Genomic DNA, 22256 nt, shown 5'->3' on the forward strand with positions numbered 1-22256 from the left:
ATGGTTCAAATTTAGAAAAAACTAACTGATTTTAGGTTATCATAGGTCATAAAAAAGCATTCATTTTCATGAATGCTATAGATAAGGTTTATCTCTTTTTTCTATTAAACAGCTGTGTAACCGCCATCTACAAGATAATATCCGCCTGTCATAAATGAGGATTTATCTGAACTAAGGAAAAGCACCAGCTCTGCCACTTCCTGGGCTGTTCCCAGACGTCCGATAGGATGTTTTTCTATGAGAGCGTGCTTCTTATCTTCATCAAGTTCCTGTAAAAGAGGAGTATCAATATATCCGGGACCAACTGCATTACATCTAATAGCCCTCTGCCCATATTCTGCTCCGATATTTTTGGTAAGTCCTACTACAGCATGCTTGGCTGTGGTATATGCAGAAGAAAGCGGCGCTGCCACTGTTCCGTGGATGGATGCCATATTGACGATCACACCGCCACCGTTCTGTTCCATCTGCTGAATCTCATATTTACAGCCATAAAATACCCCATCCAGATTGATGCTTAGCACTTTCCTCCAGCTGTCGAGACTGTAATCTCCGGTCAAGGCCGGTTCTCCACCAATCCCTGCATTGTTGCAGGCAATATCAAGTCTTCCGTATATTTCTGCTGTTTTCCTGACCAGTGCTTCTACCTGTTCGGGATTTGAAGTATCGGCTTTAATGAATGAAGCTTCACCGCCTTCTGATTTAATTTGTTCAACGGCCTGTTGTCCGTGTTCTTCATTGATATCTGATACAATAACTTTTGCACCTTCCTTAGCATAAAGTTGGGCTACGGCCAATCCGATTCCTGAACCGGCACCTGTTACAAGCGCAACTTTGTTTTCTAAAATTCCCATATTGATAAAATTTAATATGTTTTTCCTTTAAATAACTATAATAAAGTTACGTGAAAAAATTATCAATTATTAAAATTTAACAATAAAGTTTTCTTAAATTTAATGATGCAATATTAAAATATCTTAAATAACATATTTTAAAGCAAAAATATTTCTGAAATATCAAAAATAAACAATTGTATAATGCCTATTTTTTTGAATTAACTAAAACAGAAAAGAAGTATAAATTTCTTTAGCTGATTTACCAAATAGTTTTAATAACCTGTGTGATATTATTTACAGTAAAGTTTTCATGTTCTTTTTTTCCAGACATTGCTTTTGCCAACGGTGATTCAGCAGATATGGTCATTATCTTTTTACCTTCAGAAATAATTTCCCCAGCTGATACCGTAATGTAAAATAATCCTTTATCTGTTTTGATTAAAGCACCACCCTGAGCCTTCACGGAAGGCTCAGCAGAAATTTTTTGGATCACAGACTGCTGGATCAAAGCTTCATTGAGCTGTCTCTGAAGGTTGTTGATTTCCTGCTGAAGCATCTCACGGCCGGTTTCGTATTTATCACCCATCGAGCTTTTGGTATCGTTGCTTGAGGCACGGGTTTCTGCAATCAGGTTTTCAAAAGATTGAATTTTGTCTGTGATCTTTGTTTTTATACTATTTAACAGTTCCTGTTTGTTCATGTGTATGAAAGTTTGATGTAGATTTTTTTAGCCTACAGTACAATTAATAATGATTGTCCGGAAAATTAAAAATACAAATTTGGCTGAAGCCGGATGCAAATATGCATAAAATAAGTGGGCTAAAGCCCACTCCTATTGAATTGATAATATTTTAATTTACCTTATTTTTCAAAAACAGCGTAATCTGAAACTTTGAAGGAGAAATCTTTTCCATTATCAAAATCTCTTTTTGATCTGTCAAAAACATTTTTAAAAGCTCCTGAAAGATTTTGATCTTCAATGCTGAAATTAACAGGTTGTTTAGACATATTCAGGACTACCAATACCTCATCTTTGCCATTTTTCCTTACATAGGCCAGGATTTTATCATTAGCTGTTGTATTTAGCAGATAAGTAGACACCTTGCTATCTCCGCCTCTTAAAGCAGAATTAGACGCTTTTAATTCAAATAATGTTTTATAGAATTCTGCCATCTGGTAGGTATTGGTCCATTTGATGGCGTCTTTTTCAAAGAATTCCAGTCTTTTCATATTGGGAAGCTCCTGACCTGAATATAGTAAAGGAACGCCATTCCATGTTGCAGAGAATACAGCCATTGGTTTTGTAATCACTCCATATTTTTCATATTCTGTTCCGTTCCATGAGTTTTCATCGTGATTGGATGTAAACCAGGCTCTCATTGAGCTGTCACCAATATTGGAATATTGTACCAGGAGATCTTTAAGTTCCTGTAGCGGTTCATTCTTTTTGTAATAATCAGCAGATTTGTGCATCCACTTCCATGAATAGCTGGCATCAAATACTTTTCCATATTCAGGGCTTTCCAGCTCGTCAAATTCTCCCAACCAGAAAAGAGGTTTTATTTTCTCCACTTCCGGGCGTGCCTGCTGCCAGAAATCGACTTCTACCCAGGAAGCAAGGTCGCATCTGAATCCATCAATACCCGTTTCTTTTACCCAGAATTTCATGGCATCTATCATCGCCAGCCTCATCTCCTGATTTTTATAATCCAGTTCAATGATATCATCCATTCCGGAAGCTTTATGGAAATTCCCGTCAGGATCTTTCAGATAGAATTCGGGATGTGTTTTTGTCCAGATGTGGTCCCATCCTGTATGATTGGCAACCCAGTCTATGATTACTTTGAAACCCAGTCTGTGGGCTTCATTTACCATATGTTTGAAGTCGTTCATCGTTCCAAATTCAGGATTGATGGATGTATAATCCGAGGCGGCATACTGACTTCCTAAACTTCCTTTTTTATTTTGCTGGGCAATAGGCGTAACAGGCATGAACCAAAGGGTTTTCACTCCCATCTGTTTCAGGCGGGGCATTTCTTTTTCAAATGCTTTGAATGTTCCTTCCTGTGTATATTGTCTGATATTTACTTCGTATATATTGGTGTTGTGCTTCCAGTCTTTCGGCAGATCCATAGTGCTTTTTGTATTTTGTGTGGTACAGGAGACAATTCCCAGACCAATTATTGCTAATAGAATTAATTTCTTCATTCATCTATTTTTAACAAAAGTAAGGAATGTTTTTTTGTGAAAAAAGAAAAGGTGAAAGATAAAAAAGTGAATGGTGAATGGTGAATTTTGCTTCGCAAGTGAATTTTTAAAGTGTGAAATCATAATGGTGAAGGTTTTATTTCTAGAATGACTGAAATTTTTTTAAATTTTACGCTTTACCTATAAAGCAAAATTTACAATTGACATAAAAATAAAAGCCCCGGACTAATCCAGGGCTATATATTGTATTCAGATGTTATCTTTCATCGTCGTTGTCTTCTTCATCGAAAACATCATCGTTGTAGTTTTCTTCTTCATCATCATCGAAACTGTCGTCATCTTCATCTTCAAAAACAGTGGTGCTTACAAAATCGTCGTCAAAATTGAAATCATCATCTAGTAACGGCATTGCTGATCTTTTTTTAGATCCTCCACCACTTCCGCTTCTGCTTGGTGCTTTTAAAGGAACGTTTCCAAATCTGTATACCGTGATAGGATAGTTGACTCCTTTTGTTTCATCAATGATTTCCACAAGCTCACAGAAGAATTCCCAAAGGTCAAGAAGTCCATACTGGAACTGAGCCTTGTCTCCTTCCTTTTCAAAAGCTTCATCAATGTACACATCTGACATAATCTCGCCATCACCATCATCACTCATATCTTCCAGGGGAACACTTTTAAGTATTGTCCCGTCATCTTCCAGCATATTAAAAGTAGAAAGCTCTTCTCCCTGCAGATTGAACGCACTTTTAATTCCTAAATGTAAGTTCCATAGTGATTGCTTTCCTTTTACTTCAATATCACGGAAAATATCCTCTTTCGCATCTAATATTACGCGGATTTTATAAACCATACCAGTTTCTTAAATTACTTTTTTGCCTTAATTATTATGATAAATCTCTATTGCAAATATATAATAAATGAGAGGTGACAAAAAAATATTTCAGGATTTTTTAAAATATTTTTTTTCCTTACATTTTGCCGGAATTATTTACTTTTTTCAAGCATAAAACTGAATTTGGTTCCTTCAAGATAGACGCTTTCCACGGTGATATTTTCGTTATGGGCTTCCAGGATGTGTTTTACAATAGCAAGGCCGAGGCCGGAACCTCCTTCTCTTCTGCTTCTGCTGGTTTCCACACGGTAGAATCTTTCGAAGATCCTTGGAAGTGCTTCCGCTTTTATTCCCATACCGTTGTCTATGACCTCAATGAGAACTTTATTTTTTAGAACACTGGTTTTTACAACCACTTTAGCTTCCTGCCTGTTGGCATAATGGATGGCATTTGAAATTAAATTAATAAAAACCTGTGAGATCTTCTGCTTGTCTGCATCTACAAAGATTTGGGGATGAAGGGTTTGGATCTGGAGCGTGGTATTATGTTTTTCCGCTTCATATTCAAGAAGGTCAAAAATCTCTTTGATGAGAAGGTTAACGTCAAATCTTGAGTTGGTGATACTGATTTCTCCTGCTTCCAGACGGTTGATCATGTCAAGATCTGTAACGATTGCGATGAGCCTTTCTACAGATTTATCGATTCTTTCCAGATATTTGTCACGGATGGTAAGGTTGTCTACACCACCGTCTCTCAGAGTCTCTACATATCCCTGAATAGAAAACAACGGGGTTTTAAGTTCATGGGAAACGTTTCCGATGTATTCTTTCCGGTAGCTTTCCATTTCTTTCATCATATCGATCTCTGTGATCTGCTGTTGATTGAGATCTGAGAATCTTTCACCCAATTCCTTAATGGTTATATTCTCATTGTTATCATGAACAATTTCCTGAGGAAGCATTTGCGAAAGTCCACGAACCTGTTTTCTTCCGTAATAGTTGAAAAGGAGTTCAAGAACTACATAATTGATCATAAAAATGACAATCAGGCAGATGGTAAGGCCAATTTTGAAAAGTGGAGTCCGGTAATAGATATCCTTCAGTGAATCAAAAATGATTACTAAAAGAAACATCACCAGTGTCAGAAGACACGAGGCGACGAGTGTAAGTCTGTAAAATTTCAATTTTACAAGTTTTTATGGATTATGTAATGTAGGAATTTAAGTTATTAAACGATAAGCTTATATCCTATTCCTTTCAATGTCTGAATGGTATTGATTCCCAGTTTTTCTCTTAGTCTTCTGATGTGAACATCAATGGTTCTTTCTCCTACAATCACATCATTACCCCAAACTTTTTCCAGAATTTCCTCTCTTTTAAAGACTTTTTCTGTATTTGAAGCTAAAAGATAAAGCAAGTCAAACTCTTTTTTAGGAAGAAGGAACTGCTGACCGCTTTTTGAGACCCTGAAGTTATCTTTATCAATCACCAGATCACCAATCTCTATTAATTTAGCATTATCCGAAACCTGGGAAGTCAGCTGTAATAAAGCATTCACTTTGGAAGTAAGAACCTTCGGCTTGATCAGCTTTACAATGTAGTCGTTGGCTCCTGCCTGAAATCCTGCTAACTGGGAGAATTCTTCGCTTCTTGCAGAAAGGAAAACGATGAGTGTTTTCTGCAGCTCTTTTACTTTACGAAGCTCCTGGCAGGTTTCGATACCGTCTTTTTCAGGCATCATAACATCTAATAGGATAAGATCGGGAATAATTTCTTTGGCTTTTTCGATCCCTTCGTTACCGTTTGTGGCTGTATAGATATCATAGCCTTCTTTTTCCAGGTTGTAAGACAGAATCTCTAAAATATCCAGCTCGTCGTCTATTAAGAGTATTTTCTTTTGGTTCATTTTAAATTTTTACTGAGTCAAAGTTAATAAATTTTAAAGTACAGATGAACGAATCAATTATCGTTCATATAAAGTTAACAATAATACCCTTTTCTTAATGTTTAGTTAAGAAAAAATTAAAATTCGCTAAACCATTTACACCGGCAATCTTTTATTCCTTTGCACCGAAAGAATCTAGTAAGATAAAGTAAAAATGAAAAAACAACTCCATAAGAGTATTATGCTACTTGCTTTGTTTTCTGCCGGCTATGCTTTTGCACAAAGTCAGGTTTTAGAAGGCAGGGTATTGGACGAGAAAGACAACAATCCTATAGAAGGTGTAAAAGTAAAAGTAAATGATCAGGAAGTAACCACTGACATTTCCGGATACTATTCTATTAATCTGTCACCGGGAACCAATTATGTTATAACGGTATCTTCTAACGGATACAACAGGAAAGAGATCAGTGAAGTTACGGTAAAAACTGATGCAAATACTCATCTTGATATTGTTTTGAACAAACCATCAACTAAAGAAATTGAGGGAGTTGTTATAAAATCCAATGCCAGAAAGGAAACCATAGCCTCTACCATTGGCTTACAAAGAAATTCTGGGGTAGTTTCTCAGGTGATCGGAGTTGAAGCAATCAAAAGAAGCCCGGACAGAAATACAGGAGAAGTTCTGAAAAGGGTTTCGGGTGTAAGTTTGGCCGATGGAAAATACATTGTGGTAAGAGGTCTGTCAGACCGTTACAACCAGGCTATGCTAAACGGCATTCAGCTATCCAGTACGGAGCCGGACAGAAAAACTTTTTCTTTTGACCTTTTCCCTGCTAACGTTATTGAAACCCTTGTTATCAATAAGACTTTCATTCCTGAATACAGTGGTGAATGGGCTGGAGGACTTATACAGGTAAATACTAAAGATATTCCCAATAAGAACTTTTTCAATCTTCAGGTAGGTGTTGGAGGAAATTCTATTACAATGGGGCAGGAATTCCATATGCAGAAAGGCGGAAAATGGGATTTCCTGGGAATTGATGACGGATATAGAAAACTTCCTTCTGATATGCCTGCAAAAAATGCTTTTGGTATTTTAGATGAGGCTAATAAAACAGCAATCGGTAAACAATATGTAAAGAATCTTGGCTACAACAGTATCGGATATCCTGAGAATTTGAGCTTCCAGCTTGATGGTGGTTTCAATACAAAGGTATTTGGAAAAGATTTGGGTGTTATTGCAGTTCTTAACTACAGTAACAACAAAAGAAGAATCGAATCTCAGAACCGTTTCTTTACGATTAATGATCAGCTTGCCGATACGAACTTCGATTATTATACTGAAAAATATCAAAACGATATTATCTTAGGCGGTTTATTAAATCTTACTTTAAAGCTTAACAGCAATAATAAAATTTCCCTGAAAAATATTATTACCAATAATACGGTAAATCATATGTCTTTCAGAACAGGAAAGGATTTTGAATTTGATCCTGTAAACGGAACAAATATCATGGCAAGAGAAATTGGATTTAAGGAAACTACTTTCTACAATTCAACGCTTAACGGTACTCACAAAATAGATGCTCTTGGAGGTCTTACTTTCAACTGGTACGGAAGTTTCGGTATCCTGGATCAGTATATTCCATTATTGCAGCGTCTGCAATATAACCAATATCCGGATATGACAGGAAGTCCTTATCTGGCTTTGATTTCTAACGGACTTTCACAAAAATCAGGAAGTGTATTTTATTCTACACTGAGCGATTACTTATATAATGCAGGTGGCGATCTATCTAAAACTTTTACAATGTTTGGACAAAAACAAACGGTAAAAGGTGGATATTTATTCCAGGTAAAAGATAGGATCTATAATTCCAGACCATTCTCTGTAAGGCTTTCAGGATATAACCAGGGGTTGCTTTCGCAACCGTTTGAAACTATCTTCAGTCCTGAGAATTTCGGAACAGACGGAGGCAAATTTACGTTCGACGAAATTGCAGGAAACCAGTACAGATATATTGCCAATACTATCCTAAATGCAGGTTATTTACAGTTTGACAATAACTTTGCATCTTGGTTCAGAGCGGTATGGGGATTAAGAGTTGAAAATTTTGACCAATTGGTTGGAAGTACAAAGAAAAGTGATGACCGTTTTGTGAATACTCGTGTTACTGACTTTTTACCAGCTTTAAATATGACATTTAAGCTGACTAACAATATGAATTTACGTGTTGCAGGTTCACAGACCGTTGTAAGACCGGAATTTAGAGAAGTTTCTCCGTTAGCATACTATGATTTTGATTTAGGAGCTACAGTGATCGGTAATAAATATATCCAGAGAACAAAAATAACCAATGCCGACATACGTTGGGAATGGTATCCGAGAAATGGTGAAATTCTTTCCGTTGCCGGTTTCTACAAAAACTTTAAAAACCCTATTGAATTATACTTTAACCAGTCCGGTGTAGGAACAAGTAATACCTTCAATTATCTGAACGTAGATAAAGCAGATGCTTATGGAGCTGAGCTGGAATTCAGAAAAAAACTGGATTTCGTCAGTGCTCTTAAAAACTTCACTTTCGGCGGAAACTTTGCCTTAATCAAAAACAAAGTAACGGACAAGGCTACGAACATTGACAGACCAATGCAGGGACAATCTCCTTACACTGTCAACCTGAGCTTACAGTATGATACTGAAAAAACAGGCTGGACTTCAACAGTACTTTTCAACATGATCGGAAGAAGGATTCTTTATGTAGGAAACGATCAGGTTCCACCAATCTGGGAAAACCCAAGACCACTTCTTGATTTCCAGGTTGCCAAGAAAATCTGGCAGAACAAAGGAGAGATCAAGCTGAATGTTTCAGATATCCTGAACCGTCATGCGAACTTCTACCACGACCTTAATAATAATAAAAAATACGACAGTGCAGATGCGCTTGCTATTGACAGAGTAACAGGAACAAACATCAGTTTAACTCTAGGATATAGCTTTTAATTTAAATCTAATAAAAAATAAGTCTTTATAACATGAAAAAAATTGTTTTATACTCTTTAATGCTTGGTACATTAGCAACCACTATTACCGCATGTAGAAATATAGAAGAAGATGGTGAAACTATCGTTCAAAATGGAGGATCAGGCGGTGGAAATACTGAAAACCTAATTCTTTCAGGAAAGATAACAGCTAATCTTACACTTAAGGCTAATAACACTTATAAGCTAAGAGGATTAGTATATGTAACTAACGGAGCTACATTAACTATTGAGCCAGGAACAAAAATTGTAGGTGAGGCTGACAAAAACGGATCACTAATTATTACAAGAGGAAGTAAAATCATGGCAGAAGGAACTGCTGCAAACCCAATTATATTTACTTCAGAGAAACCAAGTCCTAAAAGAGGAGACTGGGCAGGTTTAGTAATCTTAGGAGCTGCTCCTACCAACGCTTCTTTCAACAACCAGCAAGGAGTTGGGGAGATCGAAGGAGGGATCAACAACACTGAAGGTCTTGGACTTTACGGAGGAACCAATGCTGCAGATAATAGCGGTATTTTAAAATATGTAAGAGTAGAATATGCAGGGTATGCGTTCTTACCAGATAAAGAAATCAACGGAATTACTTTTGGAGGTGTTGGTAGCGGAACTACGGTAGATTACGTAGAAGTTGCTTATGCTAACGACGACAGTTTTGAGTGGTTCGGAGGAACGGTAAACTGTTCTCACCTTATTTCTTATAAAGGTCTTGATGACGATTTCGATACTGATAACGGTTTTTCAGGAAAAATCCAGTTTGGTATTGCGGTAAGAGATTCTCAGGTTGCTGACGTTTCGGGTTCTAACGGATTTGAATCTGATAATGATGCTAACGGTTCTACTTTAACACCAAAAACGTCTGCTATTTTCTCAAATATGACTATTATTGGGCCAATCAACTCTTCAAGCACAGCAACCAATGCAGGATCAATCAACTCTCTGTTCCAAAATGCATTGCAGATCAGAAGAAATTCATCAATTTCAGTATTTAACTCTGTTTTCACAGGATTCCCGGTTGGTTTGTTTATCGACGCTACAAAAGGTACACCTACAGATGCTAACATCACAGGAAACAGTTTGGTGTTCCAGAATAATATTTTAGCAGGAAATACAACTCCTTTAAAATTCGGACCATCTACTTCTACTCCTACACCTTACACTTTGGCAGATCTTACTACCTGGTTCAATACAGGAGCGAATTCTATGCTAACGTATACTGCTGATGTAAAATTAACCAACGCATGGGCTCCTGCAGGAACTACTCCAAACTTCTCTCCTGCTTCAGGATCACCTTTATTAACAGGAGGTTTATTTACTCACGCTAAATTAACAAGCTGGTTTACGCCTGTAACTTACAGGGGAGCTGTTAAAGATGCCAGTGATACATGGTATGCAGGTTGGACAAACTTTAATTTATAATACATAGTTCAGTCACTGTATATACCAGATTAGCTTATATACTAAGTAACTAGTTTCTTCATATCAAATTTCAAAAGCCATCAGAATTTTTTCTGGTGGCTTTTCATTATTAATAATTAGTAACATTAGAATGAAAAAACCATCAGAAAATCCGATGGCTTTATTCACAAAAACAAGTATATAAAAAATATATATTCAATTATGATCTCCAGAATAGATTCCCTTCAGTCATCAGGGCTTCAATCTTAGATATTCTGGCAACGGCTTCTGCAGAACATGAAGCATTTGTCAAAACTACCGATGCATCATCACCCGGTCCTGGCCATTGCCGATTTCCTTTATCATCCAATGGAAGAATACTTTGAGTCGCAAACTGAAGTGTTCTGGACAGTTGGAATTCAGTTTCATATCCATACAGTTCCGCAATCAGATTGGCTTTCTGCAGCATATTTCCCGATCCGAACGTACTCCAGTAATCCTGCACATTATCATTTCCGATCAGAACATTTACACCATATCTTTTCAATACAGGAATCGGCATCATTGTCCCTCTGAATGGAACAGAAGATACAATTCCCACTTTTCCTTCTGCCAGTCTTTCGGCGATCTTTTCCGTTTCCTTTGGCGAAAGATGTCCCAGAGCAAAAGCATGGCTTACAAATATCTTTCCTTGTAACTGTTGATTTTCAATTGCTTTATCAATCAGGTAATTGATGGTTTTCATTCCCGACTCTCCCACTTCATGCAGATGGATATCTATTCCTTTTTTATGGTCTAAAGCCAGCTGTACCGTAAAATCGAGTACTTTCTCAATATTTCCGTCAATACTAAAAGGGTCAAGTCCTCCGATAAAATCAACACTTTTCAATTGTGCTACATCTTTCATCAAGGCAACAGTATCCGTATAATACAGGCCATGCTGTGGAAAAGCAACAAGTTCAGCCTTAAAAGAGTTTTTTTTGTTGTCCAGTGATTTTTCAAGATGCTCCAGTGATTTTAAACCTGAAGTGGGATCAATATTAAAATGAGTTCTCGCAAAATGAGTTCCGTAATGCTGCAACAGACTGATCAGCTGCTCTGCCCTATCTACAGATGTTTTTAAAAGTTCAGGAATGATTTGCTGCTCATAGGCAATCATATCTTTTACCGTTCTTCTTTTTGGTGAAAGCGCTTGCCATGGAAGTCCGTATAATGTTTTATCCAGATGAATATGCATATCTCTGAAAGCGGGAAGCATCAGAAACCCTTTGGCATCCAAAGCATCAGAAGCCGGGTCATTTGCTTTTACAGCTTTGATTTTTCCTTCTTCAATTTCAATACTGAAAAGGTCAGTTTTTGTGCTGATTACTTCTTCTTCATCATATTCAAACCCCGTTTCAAGATGGACATTTTTGAGAGAATATTTTCTTTTTGCAACCAATTGATAGGGAAACTGCATAACTTTTCTTTTTAACAGGACAAAGTTACACCGCCTTTATTCAGAACCCGTGTATCAATTATGCTTTGTTTTGTATCAATTATTATTTGAATTGCGACGGAGTCATTCCCGTCTGTGCTTTGAAAAATTTGGAAAAACTGGCATGATCATAAAATCCCAGATCATACACAATATCCTTTACAGACATTTCTGATACTTTCAGAAGACGCTTGGCTTCCAGAAGAATTCGGTCCTGAATAAGTGATGAAGCCGAAGTTTTCAGGTTTTTCCTACAGACTATATTTAAATAATTGGCAGAAATATGAAGCTTTTCGGCATAGAAAGAAACCGATCTTTCTGTTTTGAAATGTTTATCAATAAGCTGTAAAAATTTAGAAATAATAGGATTGGAATGATACATTTCAAAATCCTTGAAAGCTCCTTCTACTGATTTACTGACCAATAACCCAATCAGTTCGCTCCGTTTCTGGATAACTTCCCAAAAGATATTCTCTTCCTCTACCTCTTGCCGGATCGCCTGAAATTCATACAGGAAAGTCTTGAAAGCTTTTTCAGAAAGATCAATAACAGGATGATTCTGATAATAGGAAGCTGAAAATCTCAGTGAAGGCAGAAAGCTTTCAAACCAGTCTCTGCTGATCATCAGCTGATATCCAACCGTTTCCTTTTCGATCACCCACTGATGAACCTGGTCAGGAAAAACAAGGTGGATCTGGTAATTACCTACCTTATATTCTCTAAAATCAATAGTATGGCTGCCTTTACCATATTCAAAAAGGTTAATAATAAAAAAATCATGCTTGTGGGGATCATCAATAGACCGCTCCCCATTCAGTTCATTAAAAAGCAGATGACAGCCTTGAAGCTGGTTTTCACTGAACTCCTGAATTCCTAAGATTGGAAAATGATTTGTATGGCTCAATCCGTCTGATTTTCTCCTAAAATTAGTAAAATTTACATGACAAATCTGAACGGACGAAGATATTTTCATTTTAAATAACTTTGATTTTTTAAACCACAAAAGGAACAAAAGTTTTACACTGAGTTATTTTAAGTTTAAAACTTTGAGAAAAGAAGCCCACCCAAGTTTTTCTGAAAATCATGTTTTCATTGGGAATCTTAAATCCAAATTTCCACCTTTGATGGAGGTGGTTTTAAAAAACTACATTCCCTTGATGAACCAATGATTTCACATCTGAAATTCTCGAAACAGCTTCTGCGGAACAGCTTGCATTGACCAGTACAAAATCTGCCAGATCCCCGGCTTTAGGCCATTGTTGATTTCCTTTGTCATCTAACGGAAGTACATTGGCGGTAGCCAGCTTGAGGCTCCTTGACAGTAAAAACTCTGTAGAATAACCGTACAGCTGCGCCATCAGATTCGCTTTCTGCAGTACACTTCCTGTTCCGAAAGTATTCCAGTGATCTACAATGCTGTCGTTGCCTGTCAATACCGTTACATTATGCTTATACAAGGTGGGAATCGGCATTACAAGACTTCCGAAGGGAATCGTGGAAACAATTCCTATTTGGGCCTCAGCCAATTTTTCAGCGACCTCCTCCTGTTTTACTTTGTCTAATTTTGCTAAAATAAAGCAGTGACTCAGGTATGTTTTGCCTTTTAATGAAGGGTTCTCATTCACTTTCTTAATAAGATATTCTACGGTATTTAATCCAGATTCACCAGTTTCGTGAAGATGAATATCAATTCCTTTCTTGTTATCTAAAGCTAATAGAACCGTAAAATCAATTGTTTTCTCAATGGCTCCGTCAATCGTAAACGGATCTACCCCACCGATAAAATCAATATCCATTTGGGCCGCTTCTTTAAGATAGGGCACAGAATCCGTATAAAATACACCATGCTGCGGAAAAGCCACAAGCTCAGATCCAAAACTTTTCTTTTTGTTTTCTAACGCATTCTGAAGATTTTTTAACGAGTCTAATTTTGAAGTGGGCTCAATATTGACATGACTTCTTGCAAAAGAGGTTCCTTTTGATTGCAGCAATTCAATCATCTTTTCTGCTTTGAAGGTTGAATTCTTCAGCATTTCCGGAAGCATTTTCTGTTCCAGTGCGATCATGCCTTTTACACCGCCGGTTCTTTTTCTGACCGCTTGCCATTTATCACCATAAAACGTCTTATCCAAATGAATATGCATATCTTTAAATGCAGGGAGCATCAGCATTCCTCTGGCATCAACTGCTTTTGCATTTGGCTGATTCGGAGCCATACTTTTGATCTTTCCGTTTTCAATTTCTATATAAAACAGATCGGTTGTAGTAGCCGTTACTTCTCCTTCATCATATTCAAAACCGGTTTCAAGACGGACATTCTTAAGCCTTAATTTTCCTTCTGAAATATTCTGCTTATCAAAAAACGGAGATGCTGCCATAATATTAGGTATTAAAGTGAGTCCGGCCGCTGCCAGCGCTGAATTTCTGATAAAATCTTTACGGGATATTGTCTGGTCTGAAGTCTTCATTTCCAATCTATTTATGACAAAAATAAAGATAAACTGAATCAATGGTGTGTACGGTTTATTACAATATGTGTATGATTTATTGGATGGCTTAATTTCTTTATCTTGAAACAAAAGAAACTAAATTCAAGACTGAAATTCTCGGCTAAAAATGATTTCTATTCTCTAAAAATTCTAAAACTCGTGCGTTACTTAATCTTTTGGTGGAAATAAAAAAGACCAGATCATCAATCCGGTCTTTTTTAATTTTATATTTTAAATCTTAAGAATATTCAAATTTTCTTACTGCTTCAAGCGTCATTTCAATTTCTTTATCCTTGATGGCATCACTGATGAAATAGGTTTCATAACCGCTTGGTGGAAGATATATTCCATTCTGAAGCATCTGGTGAAAGAAATTATTAAACAAAGAATGATTGGAAGCTTGTGCCTCATCAAAATCAGAAACTCTGTTGGTGTGAAAAAATACAGACATCATAGATCCTTTTCGGTTGATCTTATGGGGAATTCCTTTTTCATTTAAAATTTTACCGATTCCAAAATCCAGTGTTTCTGCAGTTTTATTGATTCTGTTAAAGAATTCAGGATCATTTTTGATAAGCTCCAGTGTTTTCAATCCGGCTCTCATCGCCAATGGATTTCCACTTAAGGTTCCTGCCTGATAAACAGCTCCTTTTGGAGCTAAGTGATCCATAATTTCGTTTCTACCTGCGAAAGCTCCTACCGGAAGGCCACCACCGATTACTTTTCCGTAAGTAACAAGATCTGCTTTTACATTATACAATTCCTGAGCTCCTCCGAAAGCCAATCTGAAACCAGTCATCACCTCATCAAAGATTAATAAAGCTCCATTTTCATCACAGATTTTTCTCAAATTCTGAAGGAAATTATTTTCGGGCAGTACACAGCCCATATTTCCGGCAACGGGCTCAATAATAACAGCGGCAATTTCTCCTTGATTGTGGCGAAACAGATCCTCTACCTGCTCAAAATCGTTGTAGCGAGCCAAAAGAGTATCTTTAGCTGTTCCTTCTGTAACTCCAGGAGAATTTGGGTTTCCAAAAGTAGCAGCACCGCTTCCCGCTTTAATCAGAAATGAATCTGAATGACCATGATAACAGCCTTCAAATTTTAAGATCTTATCTCTTTTTGTAAACCCTCTTGTCAACCTTACAGCACTCATACAGGCTTCTGTACCTGAAGAAACCATTCTGATCTGATCAATATTCGGAACATTTTCTATAATGAATTTGGCAATTTCTGTTTCCAGTTCTGTAGGTGCTCCAAAAGAGAAGCCTTTTTCAGCCTGCATTTTCAGTTCTTCAAGCACTTCAGGATGGGTATGTCCTAAAATAGCCGGTCCCCATGAATTAATATAGTCGATATATATATTATCATCTGCGTCTGTAAGGTAAGCCCCTTTTGCAGATTTCATGAATACAGGAGCACCTCCTACTGATTTGAATGCTCTGACCGGAGAATTTACTCCTCCAGGAATGTATTTGTAGGCTTCATCAAATAAAGCCGAACTTCTTTGGTATTTCATATGTTAGTGGAAGTTGAAAGTTTATTGATTGTTAACTAAAACTTACAATCAAAAAACTGCAACAAAAAAATTAGTTTCTGGGTTTTTTATCAATTAAATAAATCAGCTGGCCTGCAGATGGTTTCTGTCCTTCATCCATTCTGTTTTTAGCATATAATTTATTTAATTTGATTCCGAATTTCTGAGCAATATCGTGCATATCTTCACCGGATTCGGCTTTGTAGATGGCTGTATTTCCTGTAGAATTTTTAGATTCCAGGAAGACAATATCATTTTTCTTGAGAATATCACTGTCAAGCTCATTCCATTTAATCAGCCTGCTTTCGCTTACCTTGAATTTATCTGCAATGAATTTTACGTTCGTATCTTCAGGTATAACGATATATTTTAAGCCTTCATTGGGATGGCTTTTAATAAGAATTGAATTAAGAATTTCAGCCTTTGTCTTGATCCTTTCTACTCTTTTCTGCTGCTGTGCATATGAAGTCTGTTTGTAAGGAACTTCTACGGTAACAGGATCTTTAGCTTTCTTTGTATATGTTTTCGAAGGTTCCAGCTGCGCCATAAACGACCGGTCATCTTTTAAGTCGGGGTACATTCTAAGAACGGCATACAGAACTTCTCCGGAATTGGTATTATCATACTCATAGAGTCTGTATTTTTCAATCTTGGTGATCAGGATCGAAGCATACCGGGGATTGGTAGCATATCCTGCTTTTTTAAGTCCATAGGCCCATGCCTTGTAATCTTTCATATCCAGATTGAAAAGGCTGGTGTAATATTTTCTTGTGGATAAAAAAATGGAGTGATCTTCATAAGACTGTCGTGGGTCTTCATACACCCGGAAACATTCATTGGGAGCATCATCGGTATGCTTCATGGTTTTGCCGGTCCAGTCTTCCTTGCATTTTATTCCAAAATGATTTTTGCCTTCCTGAGCCAGCCTGCTCTGCCCGCCTCCGGTCTCTAAGAGTCCCTGAGCCAATGTAATAGAAGCTGGAATTTTATATTTTTCCATCTCTTCTACCGCATATTTAGCAAATTTTTGAATATACTGGTCTTCAGTAGCCCAAGTCTGGGCCGAGAATTTTGATAAAACTAAAAGGCTTACGAGTAAGAAAAGTCTTTTCATGTTTTTCAATTTTTACTTATATAATTAAATTTCTATTCTGTTTTTCTAAAAGCAGATTGGCTCCTTCAATACCCTGCAATCCGCCGGTATGGAAACACAAAATCCTGCTGTTTTCAGGAAAATAACCTTCATTGATCAGTTCAAAAACTTTCTGCATCATCTTTCCTGTATATACCGGTTCCAAAGGAATACCGTATTGTTCCTTAAAATCATTGATAAAACGGATGTTTTCATCTTTTATTTTACCATAACCTCCAAAGCTTGAATCTATTAGATCAAAATTCTTTTCGGAAGTTAATTCTAAGATCTTATTCCCCAGTGAAGTATCATTAACAACCTTAAATCCTATAACTTTCTGATTTTCTTCACAAAATCTTGCAATTCCGGCAACCGTTCCTCCAGTTCCGACTGCGGTGCAAAGATAATCAAAATCTTTTGTTTGATCATTGAGCATCATTTTTACGCCTTCTACGGCTTCTCCATTGGTTCCACCCTCAGGAACTATTAAAGCATTTGGAAATTCATTCTGCAAAAATTCGGTTAATTTTTCTTTATGCCGATATTCTTCACGGGTCACAAATTTCAGATTCATGCCGTTTCTTTTGGCAAAAATCAATGTTGGATTGTCTCTCCATTTGTCTTTGAGCTCTTCGCCCCGTATGATTCCCAACGTCTGAATACCGGAAAGGTTTCCAACCGCAGAGACTGCAGCAATATGATTGGAAAATGCACCCCCAAAAGTAATAATATAGGGAGGTTCATGACTTTTTTCCAGGTAGTGATTGATATTATAGAACAGTTTCCAGTATTTATTTCCGGAAATCTGGGGATGAATAAGGTCTTCTCTTTTGACGAAGAGTTTTATATTTTGATGAGGAATAGATATTTCCTGAATGGGAATAGGTTCTGCCGGAGCTTTTAAAAGCATTTTTATGGATTAACTATTCTGCAAAATTAGTAAAAGATTTACTTTCTTTTAATTTATGTAATCTAGGAAGGTTATTTACTTTCTTTAGTTAGATTGTAAATAAAATTGAGGCTAATTATTTAACCACAGATGACACAGATTTGCACAGATTAGATGCTAAATATTTTTGTGGGAATATTGTGAAATTGTGTTTTAATTTTTAGGTTTTTGGCTAAAGCTAATGAATGGATTTTATTTTCACAAACGATTCAAAACCTGTTCCGTATTGATATTTATCAAAAATCTTGATTCTTGATTCTTGATTCTTGATTCTTGATTCTTGATTCTTGATTCTCTACAAATATTTACTGAAGTTCCAGAATTTCCTTTTTTGCAGATAATTCAGATTCCGTTCATTTGTGTAGGCTTCTCTTTCAAAGGAGATTCTTTTGTAGGCAAGATCACTGTTTTTAAGTTTGAAAAACCAGTAGTAATATTCGATGACATAAAAAATATAAAAGAAAATAATGAGCATTTCGAGCTGCTGTCTCAAATGAATTTTTTCGTGATTGATAAGTATTTTATTTTCCTTATCTTCGGGTTTCCTAATGAAGATAAAGGGAAAAAGAGCAATGCCGTTAATTTTTAATTTTCTTAATGGCTTTTGGCATATAATTATCATATTAACAAATATAAAGTTTTTTGACATAGCGATTTAACTTATGGCCCAATATGACATCAAAGAAGGTGAAGATTTCTACTACAATGAACAGGGATACAAGGTTTTTACAGAAAAATTCCATCTGAAAAGGGGATATTGCTGTAAAAGTGGCTGCAGGCACTGTCCTTACGGGTACGATAAAAAGACTGATACATTTATTAAAAACGATAAAAAAAATAAATAAAATGAAAAAATATATTTTTATTTTGTTAGCAGCGGCTGCATTAGGCCTTACATCGTGCAGTCCATTCCAGGTGCGTTCAGACTATGCAGAAACCGCCAATTTCACAACTTATAAAACTTATAAGATCAGAATTGACGATCTGAAACTGAATGATATTGATAAAGACAGAGTATTGAACGAGTTATCGAAACAGCTGCAGACTAAGGGTCTTCAGTCAGGAGAAAATCCTGATCTGATTGTCAATGTTAAAGCCAACCATAAAAAAGTGACGGATATCAACAGCAGCTCTCCTTATGGAATGTGGGGATGGGGCGGACCTTTCGGATGGGGTGTCGGCATGAGCAGAACATGGACAAGCAACTATAACGAAGGTGCACTGATTGTAGATCTTATTGATTCAAAAACGAATAAACTGGTTTGGCAGGGTATCGGAAGCGGAATTTCCGTAGATTCTCCTAAAGCTAAACAGAGACAAATTCCTGAGATCATGGCTGAGATTATGAAAAACTATCCACCTCAGAGAAAATAATTATTTAAATCAACTATCACATAATTAATCCGGTACAGCTTTTTCTGTTCCGGATTTTTATTTTTACTTTAATCCATTAGGGCAATTTAATTCTTAATGATTTTAAAAATGTTTATAAGCTTAATGTGATCTATTCCTGTTCCTTAGCTAAACTGCATGTTATACATTTAAAATTAACAGTAATGTAATTTCTTATTTGTAAAAAATATAGTATTCTTACAAAAATTTTATTAGTATGAAAAAAATTCTCTTATGTACTGTAATTGCCGGGTTTGCCAATGCTCAGGCTCCTGCAGGCTATTACAATTCAGCGAACGGACTTACCGGTGCTGCACTGAAAACGGCATTAAGCTCAATCATCACCAGCGGACATCAGGATAAAGGTTATAGCGGACTTTGGACAGGTTATAAAACGACTGATATTGATAAGAACTATGAAAATGACGGTTCTATTATGGATATTTATTCTGAAAGGCCTTCCGCGACCGATCCTTACAAATATACGCCTGGTACGAACCAATGCGGAACGTACTCTACGGAGGGAAATTGCTATAACAGGGAGCATATCGTTCCTCAAAGTTTATTCAGTGAAGCTGCTCCTATGGTTTCGGATATTCATTTCATCAGAGCTACCGACGGAAAGGTAAACGGGATGAGAAGTAATTATCCCTTCGGGAAGGTAGGTTCAGCTACATTTACTTCTCAAAACGGCTCAAAGCTGGGCAGTTCTTCGTCTTCGGGATATGCAGGAACTGTTTTTGAACCGATTGATGAGTTTAAGGGTGATGTGGCGAGAATGATCTTTTATTTTGTAACCCGTTATCAGAGCAAGCTTTCTTCTTTTTCTTCAGGGAATATGCTGGGCAGTTCAACTTTCCCGGGATTACAGACCTGGGAGCTGAATGTTCTTCTGGCATGGCACAATCAGGATCCTGTATCTCCGGCAGAAATCAATAGAAATAATGCATCGTACACTTATCAGGGTAACAGAAACCCATTCATTGACAATCCTAATTATGTAAGTCAGATTTGGGGTTCTTCCAATCCTGGAACTGATCCTGGAACGCCTACTCCGGGTACAGACTGTGTAAATGAAACTTTCGGAACAATTCCTACTGCCAGCAGTGCTTCTTATTTAACAAGAACATGGACTGGAAGTGGTATTTCATGGACTGCTACTGATGCAAGAACTGACCAAACGATCAATGGTCAAGCAATTACAGTGAGAAATGGTTCTCTAACTTCAGGAAGTTCAGCGAATGGTATCGGATCACTAACTGTAACGACTCAGCTTAAGTTTTCGGGAACCAACGGAACTTTTGATGTAAAAGTAAACGGTTCAACGGTAGGAACGATTCCTTACAGTGCTACTGCTGCCACTACAACAATCAATAATATCAATATCTCCGGGAATGTTACAGTAAGTCTTGTTAACAACTCATCAAGCAACAGAGTGGCTATTGATGATCTTAAATGGACATGTTATTCAGGAACTGCAAGAATGGCTCAAAAGGTCTCAGCAAATGAAATCACAGTTCAGGAACTTCAGATATCTCCTAACCCGATTTCAGGACAGGAAATTTTTGTAAAAGGTAATACGCAGAATATCAAAAAAGCAGAGATTATTAATCTTCAGGGGAGAACACTTCAGACGATTAACAGTCCTTTTAAAAACGGAAATTCTATAAAAACCGGAAATCTGTTACAAGGAATTTACCTTTTAAAACTTGATGAAAACATGCTTAAATTTATTGTGAAGTAATTGACTTTTAACGATAATATATAGCCGGTTCAATATTTTTGAACCGGCTTTTTTATTTTTTTGATGTAAATTTTTCAATTAACTATGTGAATTGTTCTTTCCTTACCGACTTTTAGCCAGTCTGTGAACATTTTGGTGATAAGTTTTCTGAATATACAGCCTATAACCGATATTGGAATCAGGAGTACTATCGGTGCAAACATCGCTCGGCAGTTTCGGGATGAGATGTAAGATCGTGCTCGAATCTCAAAAGGTATTAAAATTGAACGCCATCATACTGTTTTTCTGAGTTGGAGATTACCTAATGACTTCAAGACCGTCTTCCAGCTTCTTACCTTCAGGCAGATATAAATAATAGTTTCTAAAGTTGGCGATTGTACTTCCTTTTTCATTTTTATATTTCCCCCATAATGCAGAATTGGATCTTAATCTTGGGTCTGTACTTTTTTGTTGTAAGGAAATTAATTTTCCATTCCCAAAAATTTTGAAATCATAATCTTGAATGGGTTCTAAAACGAAAGATCCAATCGTAAAGGGTTTCATATAAGCGTCCTTTATTTTAAGCAATCTTTTTTCATCATCATAAGATGCCTGCGTGGTTTCTTTTTCTTTTTGAAATAAAAATGAAAATACTTTGTCTGTATTTTTACCTTTATATAAACTCCATTGATTCTGATAAAATTTCAGAGTGGCTTCTTCTAATTTTTTACGGTCCAATTTATTTAAATCCTGCCCTTTACTCCAGCCTTCATTTTTATAAGGAACCGTGGCTTCAAATTCATAAGTTATTTCATAGAACTTCTTGCCTTCTCCTTCAAATTCAGGTATCTCGACATCCTTATTCTGCCCTGCCATTCTAATTTTAGTTGGAAGCTTGAATTCTGCAACGGGAGTGGCTGGATAATTGGGATCTTTATTGTCTACACTTTCTATTTCCAGTTTACATGAAGTACTGGGTGAGAACACATCTCCTGATCTGCTGTATTCTTCCGGTGCAGGATATATACGCAATGTTATTTTCTGTTTTCCGCTTTGGAGTATCGCACTATTAATATCATAAGGAGTCATTTCCTGAGCGTAGCTAAATGATTTTGCAACAGGATAATCATTGACCAAAACTTCATATAGGCATAAAGAGTTTTTAACATATACCTGATAAACAGGCTCCTTTGGGAAGTGTTTTATTTCTTTAAGCATTGTTGGAATATAGTTATCGGCTGTCAATATTGGCTCGTTCATTTTTGTTTCGGTTTGTTTTGTTTTATCAGTTTGTGAGCATGAGATGATACTCATTATCGTCATATAAAGGACTAACGAAATATTTTTCATATT

The 22256-nt window shown here is 36.7% G+C and carries 19 protein-coding genes; 5 read left to right on the forward strand and 14 right to left on the reverse strand.

Features of this window, described 5'->3' with window-relative positions; all coding sequences use genetic code 11:
• Positions 1–104: 104 nt before the first annotated feature.
• The 6 genes from QF044_RS12560 to QF044_RS12585 all read right to left on the reverse strand — a co-directional run bounded on the left by QF044_RS12560 (position 105) and on the right by QF044_RS12585 (position 5785).
• Positions 105–854: an SDR family NAD(P)-dependent oxidoreductase gene (locus tag QF044_RS12560; protein WP_307267716.1), complete on the reverse strand. Its 750-nt coding sequence runs from the start codon at positions 852–854 to the stop codon at positions 105–107.
• 241 nt (positions 855–1095) lie between these two features.
• Positions 1096–1536 (reverse strand): hypothetical protein, encoded by a 441-nt coding sequence (locus QF044_RS12565; RefSeq protein WP_307267719.1) that lies wholly within the window; start codon positions 1534–1536, stop codon positions 1096–1098.
• A gap of 161 nt (positions 1537–1697) precedes the next feature.
• Positions 1698–3044, reverse strand: a complete 1347-nt coding sequence (locus QF044_RS12570) for an alpha-amylase family glycosyl hydrolase (RefSeq protein WP_307267722.1) — start codon at positions 3042–3044, stop codon at positions 1698–1700.
• Positions 3045–3300: 256 nt separating this feature from the next.
• On the reverse strand, positions 3301–3897 hold the full coding sequence (locus QF044_RS12575) for a hypothetical protein (protein WP_307267725.1): 597 nt from the start codon (positions 3895–3897) through the stop codon (positions 3301–3303).
• Positions 3898–4031: 134 nt separating this feature from the next.
• Positions 4032–5063 (reverse strand): cell wall metabolism sensor histidine kinase WalK, encoded by a 1032-nt coding sequence (locus QF044_RS12580; protein ID WP_307267727.1) that lies wholly within the window; start codon positions 5061–5063, stop codon positions 4032–4034.
• 44 nt (positions 5064–5107) lie between these two features.
• Positions 5108–5785 carry a response regulator transcription factor gene (locus tag QF044_RS12585; RefSeq protein WP_307267730.1) on the reverse strand — a complete coding sequence of 226 codons (678 nt, stop codon included), beginning with the start codon at positions 5783–5785 and terminating at the stop codon, positions 5108–5110.
• A 193-nt stretch (positions 5786–5978) separates the two neighbouring features.
• On the opposite strand from QF044_RS12585, the gene QF044_RS12590 reads away from it, so the two are divergent.
• Positions 5979–8765 (forward strand): TonB-dependent receptor, encoded by a 2787-nt coding sequence (locus tag QF044_RS12590; protein WP_307267732.1) that lies wholly within the window; start codon positions 5979–5981, stop codon positions 8763–8765.
• Positions 8766–8797: 32 nt separating this feature from the next.
• Positions 8798–10222, forward strand: a complete 1425-nt coding sequence (locus QF044_RS12595) for a hypothetical protein (protein WP_307267735.1) — start codon at positions 8798–8800, stop codon at positions 10220–10222.
• Between the two features lie 199 nt (positions 10223–10421).
• On the opposite strand, the gene QF044_RS12600 is transcribed toward QF044_RS12595, so the two are convergent.
• From QF044_RS12600 to QF044_RS12630, 7 genes are all read right to left on the reverse strand, one after another.
• On the reverse strand, positions 10422–11660 hold the full coding sequence (locus QF044_RS12600; RefSeq protein WP_307267738.1) for an amidohydrolase: 1239 nt from the start codon (positions 11658–11660) through the stop codon (positions 10422–10424).
• Between the two features lie 82 nt (positions 11661–11742).
• The gene (locus QF044_RS12605; RefSeq protein ID WP_307267741.1) at positions 11743–12582 is read right to left on the reverse strand and encodes an AraC family transcriptional regulator; all 840 of its coding nucleotides are present in this window, start codon (positions 12580–12582) and stop codon (positions 11743–11745) included.
• A gap of 232 nt (positions 12583–12814) precedes the next feature.
• Positions 12815–14146 (reverse strand): amidohydrolase, encoded by a 1332-nt coding sequence (locus QF044_RS12610; protein WP_307267743.1) that lies wholly within the window; start codon positions 14144–14146, stop codon positions 12815–12817.
• Positions 14147–14405: 259 nt separating this feature from the next.
• Positions 14406–15689: a glutamate-1-semialdehyde 2,1-aminomutase gene (hemL, locus tag QF044_RS12615; RefSeq protein WP_307267746.1), complete on the reverse strand. Its 1284-nt coding sequence runs from the start codon at positions 15687–15689 to the stop codon at positions 14406–14408.
• Positions 15690–15759: 70 nt separating this feature from the next.
• Complete coding sequence (locus tag QF044_RS12620) at positions 15760–16821, reverse strand: glucosaminidase domain-containing protein (RefSeq protein ID WP_307267749.1); 1062 nt, start codon at positions 16819–16821, stop codon at positions 15760–15762.
• A 16-nt stretch (positions 16822–16837) separates the two neighbouring features.
• Positions 16838–17749, reverse strand: coding sequence for a 1-aminocyclopropane-1-carboxylate deaminase/D-cysteine desulfhydrase (locus tag QF044_RS12625; protein WP_307267752.1), 912 nt, complete (start codon positions 17747–17749; stop codon positions 16838–16840).
• Between the two features lie 334 nt (positions 17750–18083).
• A complete protein-coding gene (locus QF044_RS12630) occupies positions 18084–18410 on the reverse strand; it encodes a hypothetical protein (RefSeq protein WP_307267755.1) in 327 nt (108 codons plus the stop codon).
• Between the two features lie 40 nt (positions 18411–18450).
• On the opposite strand from QF044_RS12630, the gene QF044_RS12635 reads away from it, so the two are divergent.
• The 3 genes from QF044_RS12635 (at position 18451) to QF044_RS12645 (ending at position 20924) form a co-directional block, all read left to right on the forward strand.
• Positions 18451–18633, forward strand: a complete 183-nt coding sequence (locus QF044_RS12635; protein WP_048502239.1) for a DUF5522 domain-containing protein — start codon at positions 18451–18453, stop codon at positions 18631–18633.
• Position 18634: 1 nt separating this feature from the next.
• Entirely contained in the window at positions 18635–19162 is a 528-nt protein-coding gene (locus QF044_RS12640; RefSeq protein WP_307267758.1) for a DUF4136 domain-containing protein, read from the forward strand.
• Positions 19163–19397: 235 nt separating this feature from the next.
• Entirely contained in the window at positions 19398–20924 is a 1527-nt protein-coding gene (locus tag QF044_RS12645; protein WP_307267761.1) for an endonuclease, read from the forward strand.
• A 297-nt stretch (positions 20925–21221) separates the two neighbouring features.
• On the opposite strand, the gene QF044_RS12650 is transcribed toward QF044_RS12645, so the two are convergent.
• Positions 21222–22253 carry a hypothetical protein gene (locus QF044_RS12650; protein WP_307267763.1) on the reverse strand — a complete coding sequence of 344 codons (1032 nt, stop codon included), beginning with the start codon at positions 22251–22253 and terminating at the stop codon, positions 21222–21224.
• Positions 22254–22256 lie beyond the last annotated feature (3 nt).

Source organism: Chryseobacterium sp. W4I1 (assembly GCF_030816115.1).
Classification (GTDB): Bacteria; Bacteroidota; Bacteroidia; order Flavobacteriales; family Weeksellaceae; genus Chryseobacterium.